Origin of the sequence: Bariatricus sp. HCP28S3_A7, assembly GCF_052066375.1 — a bacterium.
Lineage (GTDB): Bacteria > Bacillota > Clostridia > Lachnospirales > Lachnospiraceae > Allocoprococcus.
In genome coordinates this window covers 1-12,862 of record NZ_JBQHSG010000042.1, presented here as the reverse complement: position 1 = coordinate 12,862, position 12,862 = coordinate 1, and the positions used below count along the sequence as shown (strand labels likewise).

The 12,862-nt window shown below is 38.7% G+C and carries 14 protein-coding genes and 1 tRNA gene; 13 read left to right on the top strand and 2 right to left on the bottom strand.

Annotated elements, in window-relative coordinates; genetic code table 11:
- Positions 1-232: 232 nt before the first annotated feature.
- The 5 genes from ACTNA4_RS15275 (at position 233) to ACTNA4_RS15255 (ending at position 5,392) form a co-directional block, all read left to right on the top strand.
- Positions 233-721, top strand: coding sequence for a hypothetical protein (locus ACTNA4_RS15275; RefSeq protein WP_427820745.1), 489 nt, complete (start codon positions 233-235; stop codon positions 719-721).
- A 139-nt stretch (positions 722-860) separates the two neighbouring features.
- Positions 861-1,598 (top strand): GNAT family N-acetyltransferase, encoded by a 738-nt coding sequence (locus tag ACTNA4_RS15270; protein WP_441027010.1) that lies wholly within the window; start codon positions 861-863, stop codon positions 1,596-1,598.
- Between the two features lie 33 nt (positions 1,599-1,631).
- On the top strand, positions 1,632-1,994 hold the full coding sequence (locus ACTNA4_RS15265; RefSeq protein ID WP_427820743.1) for a VOC family protein: 363 nt from the start codon (positions 1,632-1,634) through the stop codon (positions 1,992-1,994).
- Positions 1,995-2,126: 132 nt separating this feature from the next.
- Complete coding sequence (locus tag ACTNA4_RS15260; protein ID WP_427807318.1) at positions 2,127-2,807, top strand: ABC transporter ATP-binding protein; 681 nt, start codon at positions 2,127-2,129, stop codon at positions 2,805-2,807.
- Complete coding sequence (locus tag ACTNA4_RS15255; protein WP_441030912.1) at positions 2,807-5,392, top strand: ABC transporter permease; 2,586 nt, start codon at positions 2,807-2,809, stop codon at positions 5,390-5,392. The genes ACTNA4_RS15260 and ACTNA4_RS15255 overlap by 1 nt, the downstream gene beginning before the upstream one ends.
- Before the next feature lie 86 nt (positions 5,393-5,478).
- On the opposite strand, the gene ACTNA4_RS15250 is transcribed toward ACTNA4_RS15255, so the two are convergent.
- Positions 5,479-6,858, bottom strand: coding sequence for an aldehyde dehydrogenase (locus ACTNA4_RS15250; RefSeq protein WP_441030909.1), 1,380 nt, complete (start codon positions 6,856-6,858; stop codon positions 5,479-5,481).
- A gap of 14 nt (positions 6,859-6,872) precedes the next feature.
- On the bottom strand, positions 6,873-8,078 hold the full coding sequence (locus ACTNA4_RS15245) for an iron-containing alcohol dehydrogenase (protein WP_441030915.1): 1,206 nt from the start codon (positions 8,076-8,078) through the stop codon (positions 6,873-6,875).
- A gap of 18 nt (positions 8,079-8,096) precedes the next feature.
- On the opposite strand from ACTNA4_RS15245, the gene ACTNA4_RS15240 reads away from it, so the two are divergent.
- The 8 genes from ACTNA4_RS15240 to ACTNA4_RS15205 all read left to right on the top strand — a co-directional run bounded on the left by ACTNA4_RS15240 (position 8,097) and on the right by ACTNA4_RS15205 (position 12,631).
- The gene (locus tag ACTNA4_RS15240; RefSeq protein ID WP_441030906.1) at positions 8,097-8,549 is read left to right on the top strand and encodes a DUF2975 domain-containing protein; all 453 of its coding nucleotides are present in this window, start codon (positions 8,097-8,099) and stop codon (positions 8,547-8,549) included.
- A 13-nt stretch (positions 8,550-8,562) separates the two neighbouring features.
- A complete protein-coding gene (locus ACTNA4_RS15235; RefSeq protein ID WP_427807327.1) occupies positions 8,563-8,787 on the top strand; it encodes a helix-turn-helix domain-containing protein in 225 nt (74 codons plus the stop codon).
- Between the two features lie 38 nt (positions 8,788-8,825).
- The gene (locus ACTNA4_RS15230) at positions 8,826-9,725 is read left to right on the top strand and encodes a DUF4153 domain-containing protein (protein WP_441030903.1); all 900 of its coding nucleotides are present in this window, start codon (positions 8,826-8,828) and stop codon (positions 9,723-9,725) included.
- Positions 9,691-10,005: a hypothetical protein gene (locus ACTNA4_RS15225; protein WP_441030900.1), complete on the top strand. Its 315-nt coding sequence runs from the start codon at positions 9,691-9,693 to the stop codon at positions 10,003-10,005. The genes ACTNA4_RS15230 and ACTNA4_RS15225 overlap by 35 nt, the downstream gene beginning before the upstream one ends.
- Positions 10,006-10,097: 92 nt before the next feature.
- On the top strand, positions 10,098-10,940 hold the full coding sequence (locus tag ACTNA4_RS15220; protein ID WP_427807332.1) for a fumarate hydratase: 843 nt from the start codon (positions 10,098-10,100) through the stop codon (positions 10,938-10,940).
- Positions 10,941-10,960: 20 nt separating this feature from the next.
- Positions 10,961-11,572, top strand: coding sequence for a Fe-S-containing hydro-lyase (locus ACTNA4_RS15215; RefSeq protein WP_427807333.1), 612 nt, complete (start codon positions 10,961-10,963; stop codon positions 11,570-11,572).
- A gap of 5 nt (positions 11,573-11,577) precedes the next feature.
- Entirely contained in the window at positions 11,578-12,291 is a 714-nt protein-coding gene (locus ACTNA4_RS15210) for a lysophospholipid acyltransferase family protein (RefSeq protein ID WP_427820735.1), read from the top strand.
- Between the two features lie 252 nt (positions 12,292-12,543).
- Positions 12,544-12,631: transfer RNA gene (locus tag ACTNA4_RS15205), tRNA-Ser, on the top strand.
- Positions 12,632-12,862 lie beyond the last annotated feature (231 nt).

Sequence of the window (12,862 nt, the reverse complement as noted above, 5' to 3'; positions counted from 1 at the left end):
AGCAACAAAACACTACACAATCAAGATAAACATACGATAACTTATCAACAATCAACTAAATACGAGCGGCCGTTCTGCTCCGCATAGCGGCCGTTGAAAAACGCATTTGCGACCGCCAGAGGGCGCAAACTGCACAAAAAAACAGGTAGTATTTGACACTACCTAAAAAAGAATGTAAAAAGTCAAAAATAAGATAATTAAAAAAGACATTTTAAGAAAGCAGTGATATATCATGAAAAACAACATTATTAAAATAATTTTTTTATTATTATTACTTTCCATAATACCAGGGTGTTCGAAGGAGGATGATAATACCGTAAGTGAAGCGGCAGAAAAAGTTGTGGATGCGATGTTTACAGCACCAAATCCAAAACTGTTCACCAGCGAAACCGCAACTGTCATAGGAGAAGGAATAAGTGAAAAGGAGCAGTCGGAACAGAAAGAAGAAATAGAAAAAAATTGGGAAGACTTATTGGGAAAGTACTTTGAAATGGGCAGATTAGAATATTTTATTTCAACGTATGGACAACAATTCTTATTTGAGGCAGATAGTGAAGAAAAAGAAATATATGTTAAAGAAATTGAGTTAGTAGATCAAACAGATACTTCTGAAACTGTGCTTGTAAAATATATGGATGGAGAGAAAGAAAAAGAAGAAAAAATTTATTTTCAATATGATCAGGATGGACTGATTCGGGATGTATATCCGCTTAGAAATTAGTTTGTGTTGATGGAGGGAAGAATCCTCTGAAATGGAAAAAGGTAAAAACTTTCTGTTTCAGAGGATTTGATTTTTTAGAGGGTAAATCTATTATTTTTATGATATACTGTAGCTATATATTCTACAAAAGTGAGAAAAAATGAAAATAAAAGAAATATTCGGCAAATGGGACGAAACAATTATATGGTCTTGCCTACAGGAAATCATGGGAGAAATCTATACCAATCCTCCGGAAAATGATGCGGCACTGGCAATATTAGGAGATTTTGCATTCTACGCCGGAAAACCGGATGAAAAATTACTTCGATTAAAACCAAAAAACTGCAATCAGGATTTTATCATCATGGTTCCGCAGAATGAAAAATGGGCAGAACTGATTGAGAAATGTTATGGAAAAAACGCCAGGAAAGTTACAAGATATGCAATCAAAAAAGAGAAGGATATTTTTGATAAAAGTAAATTGGAACAAGCGATATTGCAATTACCAGAGGAATATGAATTGAAGTTGTTAGAACAAGAAGAGTATGAATTATGCCGGAAAAATAAGTGGGCTAATGATCTGGTATCTCAGTTTCAAGATTATCCTGCATACAAGGAACTGGGGCTTGGAGTAGTCGCTCTAAAAGATGGTGAGCTGGTAGCCGGGGCCTCGTCTTATAGCAGATACAAGGATGGAATTGAAATTGAAATTGATACGAGGGAAGATCACAGAAGAAAAGGTCTGGCTTATGCATGTGGGGCAAAACTGATTCTGGAATGTTTGAAGAGAGGATTGTATCCCAGTTGGGATGCTCAGAATAAGTGGTCGGTAGGATTGGCTGAGAAACTGGGATATCATTTTAGCCATGAATATACGGCTTATGAAGTGAAATGGTAAGAGAACAAGCATAGTTTTTGGAGGAGAATGAAGATGAAATTAAAAAATATACTGATTGTTGTGAAAGATATTGAAAAATCGAAAGAATTCTATCACAAGTTGTTTGGTCTTGAAACGATCCTTGACAACGACGGAAATATGATTTTGACGGAGGGGTTAGTCCTTCAGGAAGAATCAATCTGGAAGAAATTCACGGGGAAAGATGTTATTCCGGAAAATAATGCGTGTGAATTATATTTCGAAGAGAAAAATATTGAAGCTTTTATTGAGAAACTCGAAAAATATGATCCGTCCGTAAAATATGTGAATCGATTAATGACACATTCATGGGGACAAAAGGTAATCCGGTTTTATGATCCGGATGGAAATCTGATCGAAGTTGGGACACCGATGTAAGACGTAAATATTTTTTCGAACCTAAAGTGACAAAATTGTCATCCACGAGTCATGGAGCAGTCATCTGACTTCGTTATACTAAGAATCAGAAAAAGAAAAATGACATTACATGACGAAGGAGGAGTATAAAATATGGAAATCTTAAGGGTAGAAAACCTGACAAAAGTATATGGCGAGGGAAGCAATCAGGTGAAAGCCTTGGACAATGTTTCCTTTACTGTGGACAAAGGCGAATTTGTCGCGGTCGTCGGTGCATCCGGATCCGGAAAATCAACGCTGATCCATTTGATCGGCGGTGTGGACAAACCGGACGGCGGAAAGGTTATCGTAGGCGGAACGGATGTTTATGCGCAGAAAGAAGAAGAACTTGCCATTTTCCGGCGCAGGCAGATCGGACTGATTTATCAGTTTTATAATCTGATTCCGGTTCTGACTGTGGAAGAAAATATGACACTTCCGGTTCTTATGGATGGAAGAAAGGTAAATGAAGAGCGCCTGGAAGAACTTCTGGACTTATTAAAACTGAAGAAAAGGAGGAAACATTTGCCGAATCAGCTTTCCGGTGGACAGCAGCAAAGAGTTTCGGTGGGAAGAGCGCTGATGAATGCGCCGACACTGGTTCTCGCTGACGAACCGACGGGCAATCTGGACTCTGAGAACAGCAAAGAAATCATGAAGCTTCTCAGATATTCGAACAGAACCTACGACCAGACATTGATCGTGATTACTCATGATGAAAATATTGCGCTGCAGGCAGACCGGATCATTTCGCTGGAAGATGGACGGATCGTGAGAGATGAGGTGATTCGGTAATGAACATTTTTGCAAAAATCACCTGTCAGACGATGAAACAGAATAAGATCCGGACGATTGTATCGATTATAGGTGTCATTCTGGCGACCTCCATGGTAACGGGAGTTCTCGTATTTGGAGGCAGCGTTCAGAATTATATGCTGGAGCGCGGAAAGCGGGAAAATGGAGAATGGCATCTTTACGAAGAAGCGCTTTCGAAAGAAGAATATGAAGAGACTGCAAAATATGATGATGTCAAGAAATGTGTTTCTATAAGGGAGCTGGGATATGGAGATGGTTCTTTTCTGAGGCAGAAAAACAGACAAAAGATAGCCAATTATCTGTATATGCAGACGATGAATCCGGAAGCCGCAGAGCTTCTGGGAGTGAAGTTGTCGGAGGGGCGCTTGCCGGAAAATGAGAATGAAATCATCCTTCAGGAAGAAACGATTACCATGACTAGTACTCAGACCGGAGAACAGTATCGTGTGGTTGATGTAGGAGATACGATCACAGTTACGGTAGGCGACTGGATCATCGACGGAGAAAAGATAACCGGAAATCCTTGGATCGAATATCAGGAACAGGAGGATAAATACGAAAATTTTGCTCCGAAATATGAGAGAACCTATACGATCGTAGGTATCCTGGAGTCCTGGGGAAACAGCAATATGGGCGGCGGAGGTATGGACGCATTTACCGGGGAAATTCTTTCAAAGGAACATCAGGAAGAAGACAAAGAGGCGCCTTATAACACGTATGTACAGCTGAAAAATCCGCGAAATATCCAGAAATTTATCGAGACAAAAGGAAAAGGAACAAGCTGGAACTCAAATGAAGCAGTTTTAAAATGGATCGGAGCTTCCAGAAACAGTGCATACATGACATTTTTAGATGGTATCATGCAGATCTTGATCTTCATCATTGGAATCGGATCCATTTCACTGATCTATAATACATTTGCCATCTCGCTAAGAGAGAGAACTACACAATTTGGCATCTTGTCTTCAGTCGGCGCGACAAATAAGCAGCTGAAAAAAGCCATGTGGTACGAAGCAGCTTCGGTGGCGGTCATAGGAATTCCATTCGGTATCCTTGCCGGTGTAGGAGGAATCGCTGTAACACTTCACTATATTGGTCCGTGGCTTGGAGGATGGATTCACGGTGACGAAGAAACAATCAGGTTACATGTGTATCCATACATCATTCCAATGACGATTCTGATCGTATTTATTCTGGTATGCCTTTCCGTCTGGGGACCTGTCAGAAGAATACGTAAGATTACACCAATGCAGGCAATTCGCGCGACAAAAGATATAAAAATACGTTCCAAGAAAGTAAAAAGTCCGAAATATATTTTTAAACTGTTTGGAGTAGAAGGGATGCTTGCAGATAAAAATTACAAACGCGATCGGAAAAAATACAGAGCGACCGTATTTTCACTTACCATCAGCATTATCTTATTTGTGTCCGCGTCCCTGCTTTCAGAATATCTCATTTCAACCGGAGCATTTGTAATGAAAATGCCGGAATACGAGATCCTTTATACCAGTAGAGATTATAAAATGGATGAAATGGAAGAATTAGAAACAGAGAATAAAAAAATAGAACAAGTCTTAGACGAGATAGAAGGAGTAGAGCGATATCAGGAATATAAAGATCAATTTATTTATTTTGATGTAGAAGAGGCAAGAATCTGGTGCAATCTGATCTTTATCCCGGACGATGAATTTGTAAAATATACATATGGCAATAATCCGGTATATTACGATAAATATGTAAAATATGATACAGAAAAAGGAAAATATGTAGAAAAAGAATTCTTTGACGGAAAAGAAAATCTGACACTCCGATATTATAGAGAGCAAGTAATCCCAACAGAAAACGGAGAATATAACACAAAACTTTCCGAAGAAAAAGAAATCATTCTGAGTCATTCCATTGAAAATCTTCCGGATTATCTATTCGATTCTCAGGAAAGCGGATATGGAAATGTCATCATTCTGGTTCCGGAAAGCAGGATGGAAGAGTACCTGTTCAAGGATGATTTGTTTAATTCGGTTGAATCCAATATTGCAATCAAAGCAACACAGTACAATTCGGTCTATCAGGAACTGGAGAAAAAAATGACAAATGAAGAACTGTTGGAAAATGGTTATCTGTCATGTGCGGCGAAAGATTATGAAAAAGACAGAGGAATGCTTCTCTCTGTAAAGGTACTGACTTATGGATTTATTGTATTGATATCCCTGATCGCAGCAGCAAATGTGTTTAACACAATATCAACCAACGTTATGCTGAGAAAACGAGAATTTGCCATGCTTCAGTCTATGGGAATGTCCAGGAAGATGCTTCATAAAATGATGAATTATGAGTGCCTCATTTACGGATTCAAGTCCATCAGCTATGGAGTTATCGGATCGCTATTGATTAGTGTACTACTGTTTGGCAATATCGCCAGAAGTGCACAAATTCAGTTTGTATATCCATGGAAACCTTTGTTTGTCGCAATTATCTGGGTTATGATCGTAGTGTTCTGCAGTATGCTGTACAGTATACAGAAGATTAAGAAACAGAATGTGATAGAAGAACTGAAAAGAGAATAAAAGCATGTGGCTGGTTTAGAATATTTAAAATCTAAGCCAGCCATTTTAAATATTAAAACTCATGTATACCTGAATTATTTACCATATTATTTCAAAAACATATGAATCAATTTTTCATTAAGTGAGCTATAAGGCTGATACCGCATAGGAAGATCCAGCCATGTCTTTTTATCTACAATACTCTTATAATGTGAGAAGGTCCGGAATCCGTCCCGTCCGTGGTAAGATCCCATTCCGCTTTCTCCGAATCCACCAAATCCCATTTCACTGGTAGCAAGATGAATGATCGTATCGTTGATGCATCCTCCGCCAAATCCGCATTCGGAAGTTACTTTCCTGGCAACAGCTTTACTGTTGGTGAAAATGTACAGCGCGAGTGGGTGTGCCATAGAGTTGATTTTACGGATCGCTTCATCCAAAGAATCATATGTCAGAACCGGAAGAACCGGTCCGAAGATTTCTTCCTGCATAACAGCGTCTTCGAATGTTACGTGATCCATCAAAGTAGGTTCGATTTTTAATGTATCAGCGTCTGATCTGCCTCCGCAGACAACTTTTGACGGATCGATCAGTCCGCAGATCCGGTCAAAATGTTTCCGATTGATGATTTTTCCGTAGTGATCATTATGCAGAGCATCGGTTGTAAACTGCTTTTCAATCTGCAGTTTTATTTCTTCAATCAGGCGATCTTTGATTTCTTTGTCGCAGAAAATATAGTCCGGTGCCACGCAGGTCTGCCCGCAGTTCAGGTATTTTCCAAATACGATTCTTTTTGCGGCAAGCTTTAAGTTGGCGCTTTTTTCTACGATACAAGGACTTTTACCGCCAAGTTCCAGCGTAACCGGTGTGAGATGGGAAGAAGCACATTTCATGACTTCTTTGCCGACTGTCTGGCTTCCGGTGAAGAAAATGTAATCAAAGTGTTCATTCAGAAGGCAGGTATTTTCAGCTCGTCCTCCGGTCACTAACGCAACATATTCTTTGTCGAAGCATTCTTCAATCAGTTTTTTCATAATTTCGCTTGTGTTAGGGGAATAGGCGCTCGGTTTTACAACAGCGGTATTTCCGGCGGCGATGGCATCTACAAGAGGATCGATCGTCAATAAAAACGGATAATTCCAGGGACTCATGATCAGCACAACACCGTATGGAGACGGCTTCTTAAAACTGCGGGAATGAAAATGCGCGAGCGGAGTGAGAACAGTTTTCTCTTTGGAAAATTTGCGGATATGTTTCAACATATAGCTGATTTCACTCAAAACAAGCCCTGTTTCGCACATGTAGCTTTCAAATGCGCTCTTTCCCAAATCCTTTTTTATTGCATCGTTGATTTCGTTTTCATATTTCAAAATGCAGGACTGCAGCTTTTTCAAAGCCTGCATTCTGTAATCTACATCGAGTACAGCTCCGGTGTAGAAAAATTTACGCTGTGTTTCAACGATTTCTCTGATTTCATGTTCCGTCATGAAAATTCTCCTTCCTACTGTTCAGATTGTTGCATCAATTGATAATAAAATGTTTCAAGTTCTTTGGCGTCCATCAGTACCGGAACCGGATAAAGTGGATTTGCCTCCTTATCGGCATAGTGAGCGAGCTTTGGAATATCTTCCTCCCGAATCGATTCAATGGTATCTCCGATTTCAAATCGCTTTTTCATTTCTTTGACTGCAAGAATAAATGTTTTCGCAGCTGTTTCATGTGGTGTATTTTTATCTGCCAGTCCGGCAGCGATTGCGAGTTTGTGGAGCTTTTTGTAAATCGTGGAACCATAAGCTTCCAAAACAAGCGGAAGAATCACTGCATTTGCCAGTCCGTGCGGAACATTGTATTCCCCACCAAGAGAATGAGCAACAGAATGAACATAACCTACATAGGATTTTGTAAATGCACATCCGGCATAGAAAGAAGCATGCAACATTTTCTTACGGGCCTCCTCATTTTTACCATCTGTATAAACCGTATCAATATTTTTAAAAATCAATTCGACTGCTTTCAGAGCATCTTTGCGGGTTCCATAAGTTGTAGAATTTCCAATATAGGCTTCTACTGCATGTGTCAATGCATCCATACCGGTGGTTGCGGTGATAAATGGAGGAAGACTCAAGGTTACCTTTGGGTCAAGTATAGCATATCTGGGAATCAAAGGAAAATCATTGATTGCATATTTATGTCGTGTCTCAGCATCGGTGATCACTGCAGCAAGCGTTGTTTCACTTCCGGTTCCGGCTGTGGTGGGAACAGCAATCAAAAGTGGAATTCTTTTATGCACTTTCAGGATTCCTTTCATCTTGGAAAGAGGCTGTTTTGGTTTTGCAATCTTAGCTCCCACTGCTTTGGCACAATCCATACTTGAACCACCTCCAAAACCGATGATGGCATTACAATTATTGAAAAGAAATAAATCCATTGCTTCAGCAACATTCTTTGTAGTGGGATTAGCCACGGTTTTATCATAAATCGTATATTTAATATTATTTTCGGAAAGTACTTTTTCAAGACGCTTCGTGAGGCCAAGCTTCATGATTCCTTCATCTGTAATAATCAGTACATGATTATAGTCGCGTTTCAGCAGAATCTCAGGTAAAGCTTTGACACTTCCCAGAATTTTAGGTTTTCTGTATGGAAGAAATGGAAGTGCAATTCGAAATAATATGGAATATAATGACAGAAACAGGAAATAGAAAATATACTGGAGGTATAATCAATGAAGTATGAACGAATTAAAAAGCTGACGAAATTGATTCTGGACATTATGTTTTTTACAGGAATTATTGTCCTGCTCACGCTGCCAATATGGCTCAGATTTGCCGGAACACATTATTCAAAAGACATAGAAATCCATTATTTGGCAATGCTGATCGTGTTTGCAGTATCTGGTTTAAACGGAATTTTAATCGTAAATGAATTACGAAAAATGATGAAGACAGTTCTGGAAGTGAATTGTTTCGTGGAAGATAATGTAAAAAGTCTTAGGAGAATGGCAAGGTACAGCCTGGTAATTTCTATTTTCTTTTTTATCAAAGTATTACTGGTTCCAACTCCTGCAACTTTGATCATCATTCTTGTGTTTTTTATTGCAGCACTGTTCAGTGTGGTACTTTCCTGCGTATTTCAGGAAGCAGTCAATTACAAAGATGAAAATGATCTGACAATCTAGGGAGGTGTATCTTGTGGCAATCGTAATTAATCTGGATGTCATGATGGCTAAACGTAAAATGGGACTCACCGAGCTTTCAAAAGAAGTGGATGTCACCATGGCGAATTTATCTATTTTAAAAAATAATAAAGCAAAAGCAATACGCTTTACCACACTAGAAGCAATTTGCAGGGCTTTGGACTGCCAGCCTGGGGATATTCTGGAATACGTACCGGATGAAGATGCAGCCTCAGAATAAATATAAATGTATTAAAATTGTAAGGAAGAAGAATCTTTATGTATGAAATATGTATCAAAGACAATTACCGGTATTTTACAGTAGTCAGTATTTTTTATGGAATCGTATTTGCATTCTGCATGTATAAGAATTTATTCGGATGGACTTTTTTACTTTATGCAATTACAACAGTTATAGTTATTAATAAGTTTCTTAAGAAAGCTAATCTGGTTCACAAAAAAGAAACAAAATTTATTTACATTGGAGTAATATTATGTGGAGTGTCTACATGCCTGACAGCAAATATGTTGATACAGTTTTTAAACTGGTGTTGCATGCTTGTACTTCTTATGAGTTTGATGATCAACCAGATGAATGAAGAAAGAAATGATAAAATACTGGAATATATCAATAAAATGATAAGGATACCTTTTGCGACAATAGGAAATATTTTTCTTCCGCTGAAAAATACGAAAGAAATCATCAATAGCAGCAAAAAAGAAAGAACAGTGGATAAAGAAAAATGGAAACCAATCATTCTGGGAGGCGGTATGGCAATTGGCGTGCTGTTTGTGGTAGTACCTCTTCTTGCCGGTTCGGATATTGTATTTAATAGAATCATTAAAAGTGCGTTTTCATGGATGAATTTTGAAGGATTTAATTCATTGATCGAGATGTTCAATACTTTATTTGGAGTTTTAATTACATTTATGGCAGGATTTTTACTGATCTATGCATTTTTTTATGCATCATGTCGTGTTAATTCAAATAAAGAAACAGAGAAGAAAGATAAGCAATACAAGTCTTTAACAGGAATTGTATTTACGAGTATAATTGCATCTGTTTATTTATTATACTCTATGATTCAGATTCGATATCTGTTTTTGAAGGCAAGTCTTCCGGAAGGAATATCGTATTCCGAATATGCGCACGCCGGATTACTGGATTGCAAAATATAATGTGAGTCATATCGAGCAGCTTACATGTGCCGATCTTGAGTACATGATGTGTAACTTATCCCTCGATGCGGCACCGATTATTGCAGAAATTGACCCGAAAGAGGTATCATCTGATGATGGAGACGGATGCATATATTATTATGAAAATGCTCAGGAAAATTCTGCTGAGATTATGATGAAGAATTATTTTCAGGAAGTGTCGCAGCGGTGTGGGAAAATCGGTTTTCGGCAGGCAAACTTTTCCAAAATCCGTGCAAAACAGATTGCAGGTTCCTTTTGATGGTGTATAATTATTCTATATGCAGTTAATGTCGAATAATAGACGGAAAGAAATGCTGGCATAAAAAGGATACCGGAAGGAGAAAGACATTTATGCGTACAATAAATGTAGAAGAAATTACAAAGAATGTAAAAGAAATGTGTATCGAGGCAAACCATTTTCTGTCAAAAGATATGGATTGTGCAATGAAAAATGCAGCTTCCACTGAAAAATCACCTCTTGGAAAGCAAATTCTGAATCAATTGCAGGATAACCTGCAGATTGCAGCAGAAGACATGATTCCGATCTGTCAGGATACCGGAATGGCAGTTATATTTATCGAAGTCGGACAGGAAGTTCATTTCGAAGGTGGTATGCTGGAAGATGCCATAAACGAAGGAATCCGTCAGGGATATGTGGAGGGATATCTTCGAAAATCAGTAGTGAAGGATCCGATCATCCGCGAGAATACAAAAGATAATACACCTGGAATCATTCACTATAAGATAGTGGAAGGCGATCAAGTTAAGATTAAAGTCGCTCCGAAAGGCTTCGGAAGTGAGAATATGAGCCGTGTATTTATGCTGAAGCCGGCAGACGGAATCGAAGGTGTGAAAGATGCCGTCCTGACTGCGGTGAAAGATGCGGGGCCAAATGCCTGTCCGCCGATGGTGGTAGGTGTCGGAATCGGAGGGACTTTTGAAAAATGTGCATTAATGGCCAAAGAAGCTTTAACCAGAGAAGTAGGAAGTCATTCAGAAATTCCATATGTAAAGGATCTTGAAGAGGAACTTCTGGAGAAGATCAATAAATTAGGAATCGGTCCCGGCGGTCTGGGAGGATCCACAACAGCACTTGCAGTAAATATAAATACTTATCCGACCCATATTGCCGGACTGCCTGTCGGAATCAATATTTGTTGCCATGTCAACCGGCATGTGATCCGTACGATATAAAGAAAGTCGTAGCAACAAGTATGAAATGTACAGTGCAGCGAATAGAGAAAGATAAGGAAGAAAGTGAGGAACAAACAGATATGGATCAACATATTACAGCACCGATTTCAAAAGAAGAAGCACAGTCCCTTAAAGCAGGCGATTACGTATATATAACCGGAACGATTTACACGGCAAGAGATGCGGCACATAAAAGAATGGACGAGACTCTCTCAAGAGGTGAGATGCTCCCGGTCAATATTGAAAATCAGATGATCTATTATATGGGACCGTCTCCTGCCAGAGAAGGACGCCCGATCGGATCGGCAGGACCGACAACGGCCAGTAGAATGGATAAATATGCACCAAGACTGCTTGATCTGGGGCTTGGCGCAATGATCGGAAAAGGCAAGAGAAGTCAGGCGGTTATTGATGCAATTATTAGAAATAAATCTGTTTACTTTGCGGCAGTTGGAGGAGCCGGTGCGCTACTCTCAAAATGCATCAAAAAATCAGAGATTGTTGCCTATGATGATCTTGGAACAGAAGCAATCAGAAAGCTTGAAGTGGAGAATTTGCCGGTAATCGTTGTGATTGATTGTGAAGGAAATAATCTTTATGAAACAGCAATCAAAGAATATTGTGAGGAATAGTACAGATGAAAAGAATTTTATTGATGGTATTTCGGAATATCATTCTGGTGCCGTTTATGTGGTGTAAGCTGTGCTATTATGCTTCACATGCGGATAAGATTCCAGAAGAGAAAAGATATAAGTTTCTTCAATATATAGTAGCAAGAGCAAATAAAGGAGGAAATGTGACCATAGAACCGCATGGACAGGAGAATATCCCAAAGGAAGGCGGCTTTATGTTGTTTCCCAATCATCAAGGACTCTATGACGTACTGGCTATTGTTGATGTATGTCCAAGACCGCTTTCTGCAGTCATCAAAAAAGAAGCTGCAGGAGTTCCGTTTTTAAAGCAGTGTGTAGCTATAATGAAAGCATTTTCGATTGACCGTGAAGATATCAGGCAGTCTATGCAGGTAATTTCAAATGTAACAAAAGAAGTGCAGAGCGGAAGAAATTATATTATATTTGCTGAGGGTACCAGATCGAAGATGGGAAATAAACTTTTGGATTTTAAAGGGGGAAGCTTTAAAGCAGCCACAAAAGCAAAATGTCCGATTGTGCCGGTTGCTTTGATTGATTCGTTCAAACCTTTTGATACAAGCAGCATAGAACCGGTAACAGTCCAGGTGCATTTCCTGAAACCGATGCTTTATGATGAATATAAAGATATGAAAACAGTAGAAATTGCGGCTGAGGTAAAGCATAGGATTGAAGAGACAATAGAAAAGTACGAAAAATAATGATGGAGCAGCAGGGAAATTTACGGACGAAGTAAAATCCCTGCTTTTCATTATTTGACGTTTCTTATCAATAAAAAATAGAAAAGTATACTTATAAAATCACAAATATATATAGAAGAAAAAAGTTTTTGAAAAAGATTAAAAAAACTGTTGACATAATACGACTTGTTATGTATAATAATTAATGCGCTGTGATGTTACAAGTTAAAAATGTGTAATGGAACAGTAAATATAGAATAAAATTCAGGCTAAGGAGAAATACTCAAGAGGCTGAAGAGGCGCCCCTGCTAAGGGTGTAGGTCGGGTGACCGGCGCGAGGGTTCAAATCCCTCTTTCTCCGTTTTCTTTTGAAAAACACCGATTTAAAAAATAAAAAAATTCAAAAAAAGGTGTTGACAAATGAAAAGAAACATGATATTCTATTAAAGCTGTCGCGAACGACAGCGAACAACAAAGAACGTTGATAACTAAACAATAGACAACAACCCTGAAAATTCTTTAAGAGATTTTTCAAGAACGGTTGAATCGACAGATTTAACAAACCTAAAAACAGTAAGAAGGAACAGAATTG